This is a genomic window from Mesobacillus sp. MER 48, assembly GCF_023714225.1.
Taxonomy (GTDB): Bacteria; Bacillota; Bacilli; order Bacillales; family Cytobacillaceae; genus Mesobacillus; species Mesobacillus oceanisediminis_A.
In genome coordinates, this window is record NZ_JAMAUR010000003.1 from 69,832 (window position 1) to 86,547 (window position 16,716).

16 protein-coding genes are annotated in these 16,716 nt (G+C 44.8%); 11 read left to right on the forward strand and 5 right to left on the reverse strand.

Annotated features, from left to right (window positions below; all coding sequences use genetic code 11):
* The first annotated feature begins 138 nt into the window (after window positions 1-138).
* The 3 genes from M3593_RS11845 to M3593_RS11855 are packed head-to-tail and all read left to right on the forward strand — an operon-like array spanning window position 139 to window position 3,857.
* Window positions 139-1,683 (forward strand): spore germination protein, encoded by a 1,545-nt coding sequence (locus M3593_RS11845; RefSeq protein WP_251542902.1) that lies wholly within the window; start codon window positions 139-141, stop codon window positions 1,681-1,683.
* Between the two features lie 19 nt (window positions 1,684-1,702).
* A complete protein-coding gene (locus M3593_RS11850; protein ID WP_251542904.1) occupies window positions 1,703-2,800 on the forward strand; it encodes a GerAB/ArcD/ProY family transporter in 1,098 nt (365 codons plus the stop codon).
* Window positions 2,790-3,857, forward strand: coding sequence for a Ger(x)C family spore germination protein (locus tag M3593_RS11855; RefSeq protein ID WP_251542906.1), 1,068 nt, complete (start codon window positions 2,790-2,792; stop codon window positions 3,855-3,857). The genes M3593_RS11850 and M3593_RS11855 overlap by 11 nt, the downstream gene beginning before the upstream one ends.
* Window positions 3,858-3,910: 53 nt before the next feature.
* Here the strand turns inward: M3593_RS11855 and M3593_RS11860 are convergent, their stop codons facing one another.
* Entirely contained in the window at window positions 3,911-5,086 is a 1,176-nt protein-coding gene (locus M3593_RS11860) for an FtsW/RodA/SpoVE family cell cycle protein (protein ID WP_144478445.1), read from the reverse strand.
* A 454-nt stretch (window positions 5,087-5,540) separates the two neighbouring features.
* Between M3593_RS11860 and M3593_RS11865 the strand changes: the two genes are divergently transcribed.
* The 5 genes from M3593_RS11865 (at window position 5,541) to M3593_RS11885 (ending at window position 10,485) form a co-directional block, all read left to right on the forward strand.
* Entirely contained in the window at window positions 5,541-6,323 is a 783-nt protein-coding gene (locus tag M3593_RS11865) for an undecaprenyl-diphosphate phosphatase (protein WP_144478442.1), read from the forward strand.
* 766 nt (window positions 6,324-7,089) lie between these two features.
* Window positions 7,090-8,010, forward strand: a complete 921-nt coding sequence (locus M3593_RS11870; RefSeq protein WP_251542908.1) for a helix-turn-helix transcriptional regulator — start codon at window positions 7,090-7,092, stop codon at window positions 8,008-8,010.
* Between the two features lie 3 nt (window positions 8,011-8,013).
* The gene (locus M3593_RS11875) at window positions 8,014-8,883 is read left to right on the forward strand and encodes an ABC transporter substrate-binding protein (RefSeq protein ID WP_251542910.1); all 870 of its coding nucleotides are present in this window, start codon (window positions 8,014-8,016) and stop codon (window positions 8,881-8,883) included.
* A 175-nt stretch (window positions 8,884-9,058) separates the two neighbouring features.
* Window positions 9,059-9,757 carry an ABC transporter permease gene (locus M3593_RS11880; RefSeq protein WP_144478436.1) on the forward strand — a complete coding sequence of 233 codons (699 nt, stop codon included), beginning with the start codon at window positions 9,059-9,061 and terminating at the stop codon, window positions 9,755-9,757.
* Window positions 9,754-10,485 (forward strand): ABC transporter ATP-binding protein, encoded by a 732-nt coding sequence (locus tag M3593_RS11885; RefSeq protein WP_144478434.1) that lies wholly within the window; start codon window positions 9,754-9,756, stop codon window positions 10,483-10,485. Before M3593_RS11880 ends, M3593_RS11885 begins: the two co-directional genes overlap by 4 nt.
* A 100-nt stretch (window positions 10,486-10,585) precedes the next feature.
* Here M3593_RS11885 and M3593_RS11890 read toward each other — a convergent pair whose 3' ends face one another.
* Entirely contained in the window at window positions 10,586-11,143 is a 558-nt protein-coding gene (locus tag M3593_RS11890) for a PH domain-containing protein (protein ID WP_251542912.1), read from the reverse strand.
* A gap of 144 nt (window positions 11,144-11,287) precedes the next feature.
* Here M3593_RS11890 and M3593_RS11895 point away from each other — a divergent pair, with 144 nt between their 5' ends.
* From M3593_RS11895 to M3593_RS11905, 3 genes are all read left to right on the forward strand, one after another.
* A complete protein-coding gene (locus M3593_RS11895) occupies window positions 11,288-12,634 on the forward strand; it encodes a sensor histidine kinase (protein WP_251542914.1) in 1,347 nt (448 codons plus the stop codon).
* Between the two features lie 50 nt (window positions 12,635-12,684).
* Window positions 12,685-12,987 carry a hypothetical protein gene (locus tag M3593_RS11900; protein ID WP_144478428.1) on the forward strand — a complete coding sequence of 101 codons (303 nt, stop codon included), beginning with the start codon at window positions 12,685-12,687 and terminating at the stop codon, window positions 12,985-12,987.
* Window positions 12,988-13,102: 115 nt separating this feature from the next.
* Window positions 13,103-13,258: a hypothetical protein gene (locus M3593_RS11905; RefSeq protein ID WP_186326801.1), complete on the forward strand. Its 156-nt coding sequence runs from the start codon at window positions 13,103-13,105 to the stop codon at window positions 13,256-13,258.
* Between the two features lie 34 nt (window positions 13,259-13,292).
* Here the strand turns inward: M3593_RS11905 and M3593_RS11910 are convergent, their stop codons facing one another.
* From M3593_RS11910 to M3593_RS11920, 3 genes are all read right to left on the reverse strand, one after another.
* Complete coding sequence (locus tag M3593_RS11910; RefSeq protein WP_144478426.1) at window positions 13,293-13,484, reverse strand: hypothetical protein; 192 nt, start codon at window positions 13,482-13,484, stop codon at window positions 13,293-13,295.
* A gap of 161 nt (window positions 13,485-13,645) precedes the next feature.
* The gene (gene nagE, locus M3593_RS11915; protein WP_144478424.1) at window positions 13,646-15,022 is read right to left on the reverse strand and encodes an N-acetylglucosamine-specific PTS transporter subunit IIBC; all 1,377 of its coding nucleotides are present in this window, start codon (window positions 15,020-15,022) and stop codon (window positions 13,646-13,648) included.
* Window positions 15,023-15,492: 470 nt separating this feature from the next.
* Entirely contained in the window at window positions 15,493-16,698 is a 1,206-nt protein-coding gene (locus M3593_RS11920; protein WP_251542916.1) for a membrane-associated sensor domain-containing protein, read from the reverse strand.
* Window positions 16,699-16,716 lie beyond the last annotated feature (18 nt).

A 16,716-nucleotide genomic window follows, 5' to 3' on the forward strand; every position in this document is an offset into this window, starting at 1 on the left:
GATATGCGGGTTTTTTTATTCTTCCAAATGAGCACTAGGTTGATGATAGGAGGCATATTTAACAAAATTTCGTAATGACTTCATATTCCTCCCAATTTCGGAAATGATAAGCGTAAACCAAGATTGGCGGAGAGTGCAATGAGAAAGTTATTCAAGAAAAAACTGCTGGAAGACATTGAAAAAGAAGCGGCCAGGCAGGATACAGATGGTCAAAAGCCTGACCAATATCTAAATGACCATGGCTGGGAAAATACGCTTTTCAAGTCGCACGATTATAAAAAAACCTTTTACGTGAACCAGAAATCAGAAAAAAAATTCTGTTTTTCCTTTATTTCCACTCTTGTGGATGAAAGCCTTCTTCAGAATAATGCTCTCCCCGGACTGCTTGAAGGTGATTTTTTCACCATTGAAGATGTCAAAAAGCTGGTCCCCGTCGCAGATGTCCAGGTATCGGACAAGAACGAGGAGATTGAAACGAAGCTCTTTAACGGCTATGTACTGCTGACCCTTGAAAATGAAGAGAAATATTTTGCGTTCATCGCAGCACAGAAGGAAATCGTCCGCGCAGTCGGGATGCCAGAAGTCGAGTTCAGTGTCATCGGTCCAAAAGAGTCTTTTGTCGAGTCAATTGACCAGAATCTTAATATGATCCGGAAAAGGGTTCCTGTTAAAGAGCTAATCGTCGAAAACTACACGGTTGGTTCTCTTTCAAAAAGTGGGGTCGCTGTCCTTTACATTGATGGCATTACAAATAAGGATAATGTCGATACGGTCATTCAGCGAATTAAGGATATCGAGTTTGATGAAATTACGGATAGTTCCTATATTGTGCAATTAATTTCAGATAACCAGAATTCTCCCTTCCCGCAATTGCTCGATACAGAAAGGCCCGACCGGATTGCGGCTGTACTCGCGGAGGGAAAAGTCGCCATCCTTGTTGACGGGTCACCACATGCGCTGATTGGCCCTACGACCCTGGTCGAATTTTTCGGGTCATTCGAAGACTATTTCCTGAATTATTTACTCTCTTCTTTTTTCCGTTTGGTTCGTTTGTTCGCTGTTGCCTTCTCGATTCTGATCACACCGATTTATGTGGCAACTTTGTCGTATCACTATGAATTGATCCCGAAGGACCTGCTAAGCACATTGATTACGTCTAGAAGAGAAATTCCCCTTCCTCCTATCCTGGAAGCATTGTTCCTTGAGCTGACGATCGAACTTCTGCGTGAGGCTGGAGCCCGACTGCCAACCAAGGTTGGCCAGACAATCGGTATCGTGGGCGGTATCGTAATCGGGACAGCTTCCGTTGAAGCCGGCCTGACCAGTAATGTCCTGCTGATTATTGTTGCGTTGGCCGCACTGGCGTCCTTTACAACACCTGTATACCGAATGGGCAACACAATCAGGTTGCTGCGTTTTCCATTCCTGTTGTTCGCGGAGCTCTGGGGCTTGCTCGGAATCGTCGTCTCCTTTTCATTCCTTCTGACCCATTTGCTTAGACTGACATCTTTGGGAAGGCCATTTTTGGAACCTCTTTACCCTCCCAGGGTCACTGATTTCAAGGATGCGATCATCCGTCTGCCGTTTACGATGCAATACAATCGGCCACAATATTTGAGGACGGAAAATCCTGCCCGCTTCAGTGAGAAAAAGGCGAAGGAAAAGAAGGATATTGATGAATGAGCATTGGAGGTTTTGAGTCATGCAGCAGCCAGTACCCGAAAGATTGCAAGTTTCACCCTTTCTCGTTCTCTATTTGATCATGTCCATGCAAATCGGCATCGGGGTACTGGGTTACCAGCGAATCATCGCGAAGGCTGCAGGTTATGACGCCTGGATCTCCGTTCTTGCTGCAGGTTTGAGCATCCACATTATTATCTGGATGATCTATAAAATTTGCGGGACAGTCGAAGGAGATATTGTGGCGGCGAACGCATATGTCTTTGGCAAAAAAATCGGCAATATGATAAGTGCCATTTCCATTATCTACCTTCTCATTTTTGTAATGGCGGTATTACGGACCTATATTGAAGTCATCCAGGTATGGATGTTTCCTGAAATCAGCGCGTTCTGGTACAGCTTTGTTTTTTTGATTCTTTCTATCTACATCGTATTTGGAGGGTTTCGCACAGTAACTGGTGTTGCCTTTTTCTGTATCGTACTGCCAAGTTATCTGCTGCTGACTTTCGGTTTCACATTAAAATATGCAGATTTCACGAACCTTCTGCCGATTTTTGATCACTCTGTTAAAGAACTTGCAACCAGTGCCTATAATATGTCTTTGACCTATATCGGATTCGAGATCCCTCTTTTTTTCTATCCATTCATTAAAGACGCACCCAAATCCCAAAAGTGGGCTCATCTAGGCGTCTTTTTGACGACTATAATCTATACTGTCCTGGCAATCATTACATTCAGTTTCTTTTCAGAGGGCCAGCTGGCAAAATCCATTTGGGCGACCCTCGACATGTGGAAGATCGTCACCATGCCCTTCGTTGAAAGGTTTGAATATATTGGGATTGCCAACTGGAATCTGATCATCCTCCCGAATGTATGCATTGCCCTTTGGGGTGGCAGCATGATTTTAAAAAGGGCTTTTAAGCTGCGGCAAAGAAAAGGCGTCATTGGTCTTGCCTTGATATGTTTAGTTGCGATCATGTTCTTTGATACTCGTGCTAGAATCAATCTTCTGAATGATTGGACTGCAAAAATCGGTTTCATCATAACCTATGGTTATATCCCCTTTTTATTTATCGCCACATGGATTGCAAAGAAGGTGAAAAATAAAAATGCGAATTAAAATGCTCTGTCTGATTATCACTGCCTTAATGGTCCTTACCGGCTGTGTCGAAAAAGAAATCATCGATGATGTCAATATTGAAATGGGCGTGGGTTATGACGTGGCTGAGGATGGAAAAATCGAAGGAACCGTCATGATTCCCATCTTCAACCCTGATAAAAAGATCGGCAATTTCACCTATTCTGCCACGGCCTTAAGCAGTATGGATCTCATCCAGGAGGTACAGCGGAAATCAGCGCAGCCAATTGTTACAGGCTCACTGGAAATTGCCTTGTTCGGAGAGGATATTGCCAAAAAAGGCATCAGCGAGTATACAGATGCTTTTCAGCGCGATGCGAGTATCGGCGCAGGGGTTTATTTTGCCGTAGCTGATGAGTCAGCAAAAAGTATTTTATCCGGGACATATGGAGACCGTGGGAACGCCGTACACTTATCCCAACTGATCGAGCACAATATGAAAAACCGGAATCTCCCTGAAACAAATATGCATCTGTTTACCTTTGACCGTTTTCAGGAAGGAAAGGATCCCTACCTCCCCATCTTAAAAAAGGTAGAGCCGGAGATCGTGGATATCGTAGGGATTGCATTATTCAAAGATGATCAGCTTGTAAGCGAACTCCCTCCTGAAAAAATGTTCTTTTTCAAACTGCTGACAGATAAGTTCAGCGAAGGGTCTTTTAAGCTTTCCGTAGATAATAAGAAAGCTGTTATAAAAGACCTGGATTCCAAACATAAACTAAAACTGACAAAACGGGACCCTTACACCATCACAGTGGATATCAAAATTAAAGGCCTGATACGGGAATATACCGGGAATATCGTAACACCAGCGATTATCAAAGATATCGAAAAGCAATTCGAAACACAGGTCAACAAAGAGGCCACCGCAATGATCAAAGATTTTCAGGAAAAGGGCACCGACCCGGTAGGATTCGGCCACTTCATTAAAACCAAAACGAGAGGCTTTGATTTTAAAAAATGGGAAGATGAATACAAAAACCTGACCGTGCATGTTAACACTGATGTGGTCATTACTGAGGTAGGAATCATTGAATAAGAATTGGGTCTTGAACAGGAAAAAAACGAGCAGGAATCGATTCCTGCTCGTTTTTATGTGGATGTTGAAAACATATATTTTTTGTAATGGTACCGTATCGAGAAGATCAGGCTGACAGCAAGCATATTCCCCATCAGGGAGCTGCCTCCGTAGCTGATGAATGGCAGCGGAATTCCGGTGATTGGCAGAAGGCCGATCGTCATGCCGATGTTCTGGAAAACGTGGAAGGTGATCATGCTGATAACACCTACACAAATATAGGTATAAAAATCGTTTTTTGTTTCCATTCCGATTTTCGTGATCTGATAAATCAGCAAGAAAAACAAGCTGACAAGAACACTTGCACCAACAAATCCAAATTCCTCACCGATTATGCTGAAAATGAAATCGGTATGGCTCTCCGGAAGGTAAACTTCCCTTGTTCCATAGCCTTTACCTACTGTTTCACCGGAGCCAATTGCCAGCAGCGATCTCGTCAGCTGGAAGCCGGTCGAACTCTGATAATTATATGGATCCAGCCAGGAATAGATCCGGCCGAATTGATACTCTTTTACGCCAAGGTATTTCTCAAGAATTTCTGGTTTCCAGATGACAAAATAAAAGATAATCGAGATTAATGTTAGACCTGTGCCAAAAATCGGTACTAGCAGCTTCCATGTGATGCCGGAGATGAAAATCATCCCGAGCATGATCGCAATATACACAAGCGAAGTCCCAAGGTCAGGCTGCTGCATGACAAGCATGAGCGGCGCCATTGTCACCAAGCCGATTTTAATCAAAAGCCATAAGTCTGTTTGGATCGTTTTTAAGCGGTATTTCTGATGATGATCGACTATCACTCTCGCCAGAGCCAGGATGATGAACACTTTGACTAGTTCAGACGGCTGCAGCGTCCCCATTGCCGGCACCTTGTACCAGCTTTTTGCTCCATTGATGACCGGAGCGATACCTGAGGGAGCAACAATCAACCCTGCCAGCAGCACCAGCCCAAAGCCGTAAGCATACCAGCTCAGTTTTTGCAGCTGGTCGGAATCCAGTGTGATGACCGCGGTAATGATGCCGGCACCGATGACGTACCAGATAATCTGTTTGATCAGGAAGTTTTCAGAGCCATACTGCCCCGTTGTCTGGGCGCTGTAAATGGCAATGCAGCTTGCAAGAAATAAAAGGATCAGTATCGTAACCAGCCCATAGTCGAGCCGGGAATTATTTTTTTGATTCGATGTCATGTTTATTCCCCTTTTTAAATGAAGGACGTTTTCTGCAAAAATATCAGAAGAACTGTTCAATACTTCATTATATTTTTTTCGACAATAAATCACAACTTCTGACTCTGAAATGGTTATTATTACATATCCATATTCACTGTAATCAGGCATATTGACACAGGCGGTGGCTGGTGGCATTTTGGTGGCGTCCGCAACATGAGAACATGGCACTCTATGATGTCATCAAATTGGAGCACAGTCCAACGGTAAAATTCATATGAGGCTCACATTCCGATGATGTCACCAAATTGAAGTACAGTCCAACGGTAACACTCATATGAGGCTTACATTCCAATGGTGTCACCAAAAGGAAGCTGGCCTTCCATTGGAGTCATCAAAAAATAGCTTGCATACCACCGGGACATGTTTCATAGCTTTGTAATGGACAAAGTCTTTGAAAAAGTGGGGATTCTTCATGCTATCTAAAATTGAAGCTTTTATTCTTGGGCTGATTCAGGGACTGACCGAGTTCTTGCCGATCAGCTCGACCGGGCACCTTTATCTCGGCAGGAACCTGTTTGGGCTCGAGGAAGCTGGCCTTCTGCTCGACACGATGCTCCATGTTGGTACGCTTCTGGCCGTATTTGTGTTTTATAGGTATGAATTCATCAAGATGTTGAAAAATCCATTCGGGAAGCTGACCTTCCTGCTTGTTGTCGGTACGCTTCCCGCTGTCGTTGTCGGTTTGCTGTTTGAGGATTATTTTGATGAAATCTCCAAAACAGGCGTGACAATCGGCTGGGAATTCCTGATCACTGGAACATTGATGTGGTTCGCGGATTCGATTAAAAATGGGCGTAAAAAGATGGATGACATCAGTTATACAGATGCCCTTGTAATCGGGAGCTTCCAGGCTGCTGCGATCTTCCCGGCTATTTCCCGTTCAGGGCTGACCATCGTCGCTGCGCTTTGGAGGAAGCTTGACCGCGAGACAGCAGCTTACTTCTCTTTTCTGCTTTCGACGCCAGCCATTCTCGGGGCAATCGTCCTTCAGGGAAAGGACCTCTTCAGCGGCGGGAGCGAGACGATTTCACTTCAGGCTTTGCTGATTGGCATCATTTCGGCTGCGATTTTCGGTTATATCGCCGTAAAATGGATGATTGGCTATTTAAAAAAGCGCTCATTAAAACCTTTTGCGATTTATGTATGGGTAATCGGGCTGATCGTGCTGTATTTTCAGTTCACCGGGCAGTTCTGAAATTTTTTATAGCGAGTTTTTCATTTTTATAGCGAGTTTTTACTTTTTATAGCGACTTTTATTTTTTTATAGCGACTTTTTACTTTATATAGCGAATTGGAAATTCCACGCGTTTTTTTCCAGTAATCAACTACGAAAAAATGCACACCATTCACAAGATGGTGTGCATTTTTTGATGTCAGGCGTGTGCAAATAGATGTGCGCCATTTATGTCAGGCATGCACATGAGGTGTGCACATTTATCAGCAGCCGCCGTCGCCGCCCATGAGGACGAGGCCTTCACGGTATTCGTCATATTCGAGGGCCATGCCTTCTGTATAGTCGACGATATTGGATTCAATCGCAACTTGGATTTCATTGATTACTGTTACATGATCATCTTCTTCCGGCTCTTCCAGAGCCAGACCAATCTGCGGGCCTCCTCAGCCAAAGCCGCCAAAGTAGACGCGGATACCTTCCGCATTGCGCTCTGCGAGGATTTCTTTTAAAATGTCGCGCGCTTTATCTGAAATCTGCATTCTCCCGTATTCCTTTCTGCATCAAATATTTCTAGAGTTTAGTTTACCATGTATTGAATCAGAAATACACGATACTGCCTGGAGTATTTTGTGAAGGTTTTATTTGGTAATCTAATTCCTAAATTGTGAACAAAATATGATAAACCACAAACAAAACTTAACAAAAATAAACAAAACCAAACAAAAACTCTACCTAACTATTAAATATTTTATTATATTTAGATTAGGAAGAAAAGGAGGGAAGCCTTTTGCAAATTTACACTCCCGATGAAATCGCCTCCATGCTGAAGATTTCAAAGCATACCGTCTATGAAATGATCAAGCGCGGAGACCTTGCCGCTTTCAAAGTGGGCAATAAGATGCGCATCGAAGAAAGCGAGTTTGAAAGATACAAAACCAGCATGTCCGCAACTCCTGCCAGAGCTCAGGAAGCAAAGGGAAATTCCCAGCATTCTGTGCAGCTCGCTGGCAGCCATGATTTCCTGGTCGAACAGCTGGTAAAGTACATAGCCTCTGAAGGAACGGGACTCAGCATCACTCCCTCCTACATCGGCAGTCTCGAAGGTCTGATGATGCTGTATCGCGGCAGCGCCGATATCGCGGCCGTCCATCTGCTCGACCCGACATCGCAGCAATACAATCTACCCTTCATCCGGCAGCTGTTTGTCCACGAGCCTATTACCGTTATGAGGCTTGCTTCAAGGGAGCAGGGTATGATTGTCGCGAAGGGCAATCCAAAGGATATTACCGGGGTCAAAGATTTGGCAAGGACTGACGTCACTATTGTCAATCGCCAAAAAGGAGCCGGCACCCGTTTCCTGCTCGATTCCTTCCTTGCCAATGAAAAACTTGAGCCGACAAATGTGAAGGGTTATGAAAATGAAGAGTGGACACACCTGGGGGCTGCAGCTCATATCAGCAGGGGTACAGCAGATGCAGCATTTGGAATCAGGTGCGCAGCAAGCCAGCTAGGTCTCGATTTCATCCCGCTCACGAGGGAACAGTTTGACTTAGTGTTCCGCTGGACTCCTGGAAACAAAGAAGCCCTCCAGCACTTGATCGACCTGATCCAGCTCACCAATTTCAAAGATAGCATTGCAGACCTTGATGGCTATGATGCTGAAGAATTCGCAAACATCATTTATGGAAACCACTCAACGGAGGAATAAGGAATGAAATTCAAACATTTAATTTCACTATTGCTTGTACTTATGTTCGCTTTTGTTACAGGCTGTTCTGACTCCTCGACAAAGGAAGCTGAAAATCAGCAAGAGACAAAAACGGAAAAAACAGAAAAAACGGATTTGATCCTAGCGACAACTACCAGTACTCAGGATAGCGGCCTTCTTGATGTTCTGAAGCCTGATTTTGAAGAAAAAAACAATTATAATCTGAAAATCATTGCCGTTGGTACCGGACAGGCTCTTGAAATGGGAACACGCGGTGAAGCGGACGTCCTTCTTGTGCACGCACCTGCAGCGGAGGAAGAAATCGTAAAAAGCGGCGATGCCATCAACCGACAGAAGGTCATGTACAATGACTTCATCATTGTTGGACCAGCTGAAGACCCAGCAAAAGTAATAGGCTTAACAGTACCTGAAACATTGAAAAAAATCATTGATACAAAAGCTTCATTCGTGTCTCGTGGTGATGATTCCGGCACTCATAAAAAAGAGCTCGAGCTTTGGAAGAAATCTTCTCTTGATCCGAAAAGCCTTGGTGATGCATATATCGAAGCTGGACAAGGGATGGGTGCAACACTGCAGATCGCTTCCGAAAAACAAGCTTATACTTTGACAGACCGTGCTACATTCCTGGCTCAGAAAAAGAACATGCCTGACACCGGAATTTTGGTTGAAGGTGACGAAAGCCTGCTGAATATTTATCACGTTATGCAAGTTAACGAGGAAAAACATGATAAAGTAAATGCAGAAGGTGCGAAAGCATTTGTCGACTATATGACCTCAGAAGAGACAAAGAAGATTATCAAGGAATTTGGCACCGATGAGTACGGCGAGCCATTATTCTTCCTTTTTGAATAAGAAAATCGGAACAGTCTTGATTATCCCGACAAGAAATGAAGCCGTTCTTTGGCTTCATTGGCAGGTACGAAGCATCTCCAGGGCTAAGGCGCTGGAGATGGACAATTCTTGAAGTGTAATACTTCAATTCTCAGAAATTTTGCAAGTACAAATTCAAAAGAAAGTCTGATTGCGCATGGAACTTTTATTAGAAGGATTGAAAAAAGCGATAGAAATGATCCTGTCAGGAGACCGGGAAATCCTCGAGATTACCCTGCTGACGCTGAGGGTATCGATTACAGCTGTGCTGATCAGCACAATGATCGGTATTCCAGCGGGAATGTTCCTTGGGCTTGCCCGATTTCCGGGAAGGAAGCTGCTCCTTGCCATCATCAATATCGGCATGGGCCTCCCTCCTGTCGTCGCTGGTCTATGGATCACTCTTTTCCTGTGGCGCTCTGGTCCGCTTGGCGATCTGGCCTGGCTGTACACGCCAACCGCGATCATCATGGCACAGATTCTCGTTTCACTGCCGATTGTCACAGCGCTTACAAGCACGGCATTCCAGCAAATCAATCCTAAACTGATCCTTCAGGTCAAAGCGCTTGGAGCGACGAAGTTCCAGCTATATTGGATTTTGATGAAAGAAGTAAAGCTTGCGATTCTTGCCGCCATCATAGCCGGATTTGGACGAGTCATTGCCGAGGTCGGCGCCGCAATGATGGTCGGCGGCAATCTCAGCGGCGAGACCCGGATCCTCACGACTTCGATTGTCATGGAAGTATCGAAAGGCAATTTCGATATCGCCCTGGCACTTTCATTCATCCTGATGACATTGGCGTTCATTATCACATTTAGCCTGACTTACTTACAGCAAAGGAAGCGGAGCCTATGACCCCACTGATTACTGTAAAAAATTTAGAAGTGAGAGCCGGGAAGAAAAACCTGCTGTCCATCCCCCACTTTGAGATACAAGACGGAGAAATCCTAGGGATCATGGGTCCGAATGGTGCTGGAAAAAGCACTTTTATAAAAGCTTTGTCCCTGCTGGAAAAACCAGCTCAGGGCTCGATTTTTTTCAAAGGTCAGGATATCTCTGACGATCTCTCTCTTAAGATGCGAAGAAAATTCGCTGTCGCGATGCAACAGCCGCTGCTTCTTGATACAACCGTTTTTCAAAATGTTGCGATTGGCTTGAAGCTAAGGAATCTTCCCCGCCAGGAAGTAAAACAAAAGGTTGCCTACTGGCTGGAAAAATTCCAGATTAGCCATCTTGCCAAAAAACACGCAGCATACCTGTCCGGCGGCGAGGCCCAGCGTGTCAACCTTGCCCGGGCAATGGTGCTTGAGCCGGAAGTCCTGTTCCTCGATGAACCCTTCTCTGCACTTGACTTCCCCACGAAGGTGCAGTTATTGAAGGATATTAAGTCGATCATCGGGCAGACGAAAACGACAACAGTTTTTGTCAGCCACGATCTTATGGAACTGAAATACCTTGCTGGAACGCTTGCGATCCTGATGGATGGTGAGCTGAAACAGACTGGTCCCACAGAGGAAGTGTTGTCATCCCCCAACGCATCTGCTTCCACTTTTATAAATGATTGGAAAAGCCTTCTCAATTAGTTGCTTAACAGCATGGCTGTAAGATGCCATGCTGTTTTTTCAAATAGAGGAAGGATATAAATTCAAGGAAAGCGGAGAGCCCTGCTCCTCCGCTTTTTTGCTACTGCATATTCGTTTCCTTTTCCTGGTCAACAAGCTCATTCTCGTCCGCTTCAATGAAGAAGGGGACTTTCATTTCAAGCAGGAAATCGATGAGCCCCTGCTTGTCTTTAATATTGCTCAGGCCTATATTGAAAGCCGGAAATCCTGTTTTGACATTCAGCCTGGCGAGACGCTGACCTCCCTTTGGCATTGCATTCAGGTAGTATTCCTCATCCTTAAGGATAATGCCCAGTGTCGCATTATTATGTACCTCATATGGCAGAATCCCCTCAATGTCTTCCCAGGGAATGAAGCCAGGTCCTGCCTTCCCTCTTAATGTGAGACCGCGGTCACTGATTGTTACATTGGCCTCTTTTTGGAAAAAAGTTTTTCCGAGAAAGACCAGACTCCATCCAAGAATCAGGATGATTGCCCCAAACAATACAAGTCCTCCCCCATTTCCCTCTGGTTCTGACATCATGCTGAGGAATCCCCAACTAAATCCGATGGTCACGAGACTGATAAAAAAGAACAGGACCACTATCCTCAGCTTGGAAAAATAAAAATCTTTCTCCATGTTTTCCCTCCTCCTTTTTGTACACTTGGATAAATTACCCATTATCGAAATAAATAAACCAGTTTATTCCATTTATCAAACACTTATTATCACTCTTCTTTTTTAGTATGATGAACGTAAAGATATCCTTTGGAGTGAGCAATTATGGATCGCATTTCACTTAAAATAGGCATTGTATTTTTCATAACAATATTGATGGTTGAGGGCTTCCTGTTTTACTTTCTTCACTCATCAATCATCCATTCACGAATTGATGAAGAACTGGATTCCCTGCTGACACGCGGGAATAACCATCGAGATATTCTGGAAACTTCCTATACTGCGGAAACGATTCACCACATTACAACGATGGAATCCAGGACGGAAACTCATGTTGTCATCACCGGCCAGAATGGTGAAGTGGTTGCTTCCTCCATTCCGGTTGACCAATACATACAAAATATTATTACCGCAGCACCGGACGTTCCGCGAACCGGCTTGATCCTTGAGGATGACTGGCAGGACAAGAAGTACATTGCTTCGGTCAGCCCTTTAGAGGCAAATGGAAACGTCTATATGTTCAAGAACACGCAGCGTGTCCAGGGGCTGATCGCCAGGCTTAACAGGCATTTCTGGCTTGCGGGAATCCTGCTGCTTTCTTCAATGGTAGTCATCACACTTTTCCTTTCCAGATTCATTACAAAGCCAGTGATCAAAATGAATGAGGCAACCTTGAAGATCCGCCAGGGCGACTATTCTGTCGCTTTGCCCCGCCTTGGGAACGATGAGCTGGGAGAACTGGGGGAATCGATCAAAGTGCTGGCGGATGACCTCAACCATATCAAGCAGCAGCGCAGTGAGTTTCTCGCAAGCATTTCGCATGAACTAAGGACACCGCTGACTTATATAAAAGGTTATGCAGACATTGCTGGAAGGGAATCAACGAGTCCAGAGGACAAAAGCAAATACCTGCAAATTATCAATGAAGAAGCAGCCAGGCTGTCCGATCTCGTCAAGAGTTTATTCGATCTAGCCAAAATGGATGAGAATACTTTTCCCATCCAAAAAGAGCCTTTGGAGCTTTGCGGATTTTTGCATAGCATCCAGATGAAGATGCTTCCCTCTTTCCAGGAGAAAAATATCATGCTTAACTTAATCTGTGACGAGGAAAGCTATATCGAGGCCGATCCAGTCCGTTTTGAGCAGATCGTCATCAACCTGCTGGATAATGCCCGGAAGTATTCTGCTGCAGGCACAACAACTACAATTCATGCATTTAAAAAGAGCGGCCGCACACATCTTACGATTGAAGATGAAGGGAAAGGCATCCCTAAAGAGGACCAGGCATGGGTTTTCGACCGTTTTTACCGCGTCGACAAGTCGCGGTCATCATCCCTTGGCGGCTCTGGCCTCGGGCTAGCCATCGTAAAGGAGCTTGTGGAGGCGCATGGCGGCAAAATCAGACTTAAAAGCGAGCCCGGCAAAGGGACAATTTTCGAAATTATTCTTTGACTGGTTTTAAAATCATCAAATATGGAATACATAATAGAGGGGTGATGTCATTGAAACGAGTTCATTCGTTGGCGGAAATTGTTGAAGCTGTAAAAGAAGATCAAAATCCAAAGAAAATTTTGCTCAGCCAGCATGAGACCTCCCGCTCTGCAGTCACACTTGGCGACGAGGACACGGAGTCCGGTACAAGGCTGCGGGTAAAGGCCGTGCTGGAAGATTCCTTGTACTTTTCCGAGGAATTCACCGATGACACGCTTTATGAGGAAGCAAATGAGCTGATTCAGGAATTGAAGGAAACCGCTCAAGTAACGAATGTGAGCGAAAAAGAAATCGAACAAGCGATCAAAGAGTAAGCAGAAGGGGCAGCTGTCAGACAGCTGCTTCTTTTTTTCATACTAAGAAAACAGTACATATTGCTCCCTGCTTTCCGGGAAAACTAAACTGAACTTACTACTAGGGGGGCTTAAAATGACCAAAAAGAACAATAAAGGCAGCAAAAACCAGAATTCACCGAGGCTCGGCAACCAGATGGCTGAGTTTTCCGGCGAGTTGGCCAGCGGGGATAACAGCAAAGGCAACAAACGCAACAAAGACCAGAACGATAAAACGGACCGCCATCAATAAAACCAAGGCAAAAGCCGGCACTCGTCTGCCGGCTTTAGTCCATTTCCGTTAGTATGGCTGATTGGTTATTAAGGTTTGCGGGGTCAACTCCGTCGCTTTTGTTTTCGTCATAAAAAGCATCCTGAAGCTTCTGATTCGCCTCCGTCGTCTTTAAATGTTCTTCCATCTCACGTTGATTCCCAGGCTTTGCGTTTGGATCAATGTCCACAAGTTTATCCTTATCCATGTTGAATCCCTCCTTAAGTTAGTATCAGCGGCCGTGTTTGTTTTTACCCGGATAAATGCTGAAACGAGCTTACAAAATTAGGGAATACATATGGAATAGGCGCTTCCGGTGGACGGCAATAAAAGAGAAGACACAGTAAACCGCGGTGGACTGCCGCCTCCTTATTTTCGTTTCATTTCATTTGCCAGGTACTCGACATCTGTACCAACAATAACCTGCAAGTCTGTTTTGTTGAGTTTCAATACCCCTTTTGCGCCAAGCCGTTTCAGGTCTGCTTCATTCACTTGTGACATATCATCGACTTTTAAACGGAGGCGTGTGACGCAATTATCGAGTTCCCTAAGATTGTTTTTGCCTCCCAATGCAGCAAGATAATGATCTGCAAGCTCAGCATAATTGCCTTGTGAAGCACCGCTATCTGTAAACTCTCCCTCGACTTCGTCCTCACGTCCTGGTGTCTTCAGGTCAAGCTTGATGATCAAAAAGTAGAAAAGCACGAAATATAGCACACCGTATACGAGACCGACACCCAGCAGCAATAGTGGCTTTTGAGCAATTCCATAGTTCAGGACATAATCAATCGCACCTGCTGAGAATCCAAAACCATGGTGGATATCCAGCATGTAGGTGATCGACATAGCGAGGCCGGTCATGACAGCGTGGATTCCATATAATAAAGGAGAAAGGAACATGAACAAAAATTCGATCGGTTCAGTGATCCCTGTCAGGAATGAAGTGAATGCAACTCCGGCCAGAGCGCCTGTTACAGCTTTCTTCCGCTCTTTTTTCGCCGCCGCAATCATCGCGAACGCAGCAGCTGGAAGACCGAACATCATCACTGGGAAGAAGCCGTTCATGAAGATTCCAGCCTTAGGGTCACCTGCGAAGAAACGGTTCAGGTCACCTTTTACTATTTCTCCTGCAGCATTCGTGAATTCACCAAATTCAAACCATACAAGTGCGTTCAGAACATGGTGAAGACCCAATGGGATCAATAAGCGGTTTAGGAAACCGAATACCCCGACACCTAGTGCGCCGGCTCCAACGATCCACTCACCGATATTGTTGATGCCAGCCTGGATCGGCGGCCATACATAACCAAAGATTCCTGCTAAAATAATCATCACCAGAGAAGTAATGATGGGGACGAAGCGTCTGCCCCCGAAAAAACCAAGATAGTCTGGCAGCTTGATATCGTGATATCGGTTATAAAGCAATCCTGCGATCACGCCGGATAAAATACCTCCAAGCACCGCCATATTGATATCTTCATTAATCGCACCTGCACCTTTAGTCAAAACGAAATAGCCAATTGCACCAGCAAGACCCGCAGCGCCATTCCCGTCCTTCGCAATACCAACAGCCACACCAATTGCGAATAGCAGCGCAAGATTCGCAAAAATCGCGTCACCTGCTGCAGATATAAAAGGAATATTGAATAAGTCCGGCTGCCCAAGACGCAGCAATAAAGCCGCTGCAGGCAAAACAGCGATTGGAAGCATCAAAGCCTTCCCGATTCTTTGTAAAAATCCCAGCACTGTCAACACCTCTTCCTTAAAAATTGTAAGTGTTTACATTTTTCCAGAAATATTGTTGATATTTGTAAACACATAACCAAATTAACATTTCCTCCCGCTAAAAACATCCTGTAAAAAGACTATTTACATCCTCTTGACTACTGAAAAAGTATGCTCCCCTCTTGAGTTGGTCACCCTGTACATCGGACAGGGCTGATACTAATAGCTTATTCGCTGAGTTCCCTAAAATTCCATTAAGGACTGGTTAACAAGAACAAAAAGCGCAAGCGCCTTGCTCAGCCCCGACAAGCGCTGGAGGGCCTGACAGTGAAGTCGTTCTTTGACTTCATTGGCAGGACCGAAGCGTCTCGAGGGGCTAGGCGCTGGAGCTGGATTAAGACTCCCATATGTAGTTATCCACACAAAAATACTTTTATAATTTCCTAAACAACAAAGAAAAAAACCTGCACGGGTGCAGGTTTTCTTTAATCTCACAAGGCACTTGCCTTTGTACTCCTTGAACAGCGGTCCAACCGTGAATGCTTCACGATTCCCATCACTGCCCCGGCAATCTCGACAACTTCCCCGTTGTTCAAAACAGGCATAAGCGAAATGGCATAGGTGTTCCCGCCTATTTCGATATCAAAGACGATTTTCTCATTATTTTTCCAGACACATTCATAATACTTCTCAACTCTTCCCGCTTTTTCGGGCAAAAACTCCTTCAGCGTCTTGCCGTTGATTTCATTCGGGGTGAAGCCGAGATCCTCCAGCAATCCACCGCCGACAATCTTATGGATGAAGTCATTTCCCTGCTTCGTCAGCCTGAAGATGATTCCGTAGTGACTCTGGATCATTTCTTCAGGCTGAGACCAAACCTTTTCCCGGGGACCTGTAAAAAAGCTGTCATCGGCAATGGTCGAGAAGTAGAAGCCTCTCATGATGAAAAAGTAGCCTGCTGCCTTGTATAAATGGCCGGTGAAATTATCGATGTCGTAGACGCTCTGATAGATGGTAAAAACAAGCTCCGACAGGAATAAAAACGTAAATGCGAGAGCCACATACAGATGCTGGCCATCCTTGCCTTCATGATAAAAATAAAGCGAAATCACGATGGAAATAAAGTGCAGGAAACCGACACCATATTCGATGACATTTTTTAAAAGCGTCGTTCCTTCTCCTTCAATGACGAGAAGAGGCAGACTTTGTTCATACCTGAAAATCATATACATAATGGTACCGAGAACAATGGTACATAAAGCAAGGCAGATTCGCCTTGAATCCATCTTCAGCTGGCGTTCCGGCAGAATGAGAACAAGGACTATCAACAACGACTCGGCCACCCTGGCGGCAACCCAAAACCATGTCGCCTTTGCGATCGAGCTTTCGGTTATAAAAAACGGCATGCCTTTGAACGTCACCGTGTGTAATAAATCGAGTACACCGACAATGAAGAACAAAAACGAAAGCATCAGGATCTTTCTTGACTTAGTGAAACCGAACAATTTCCAGCCATATGAAAAAATCGAAAAGGAAACTGCAATACTGAAAAATTCCAAAATAGTATGGATGGCAATATAGTTTTCAGGATTCAAGTAGGGTGAAAGATCGGAGTGATAAAGATGAATCAGCATAAAGAACATCACCGCAGCAATGGTATAGATTAGGAATCTTCCCTCCGACATGCTTCTCTCCATTTTTTCTCACCTGCTTTT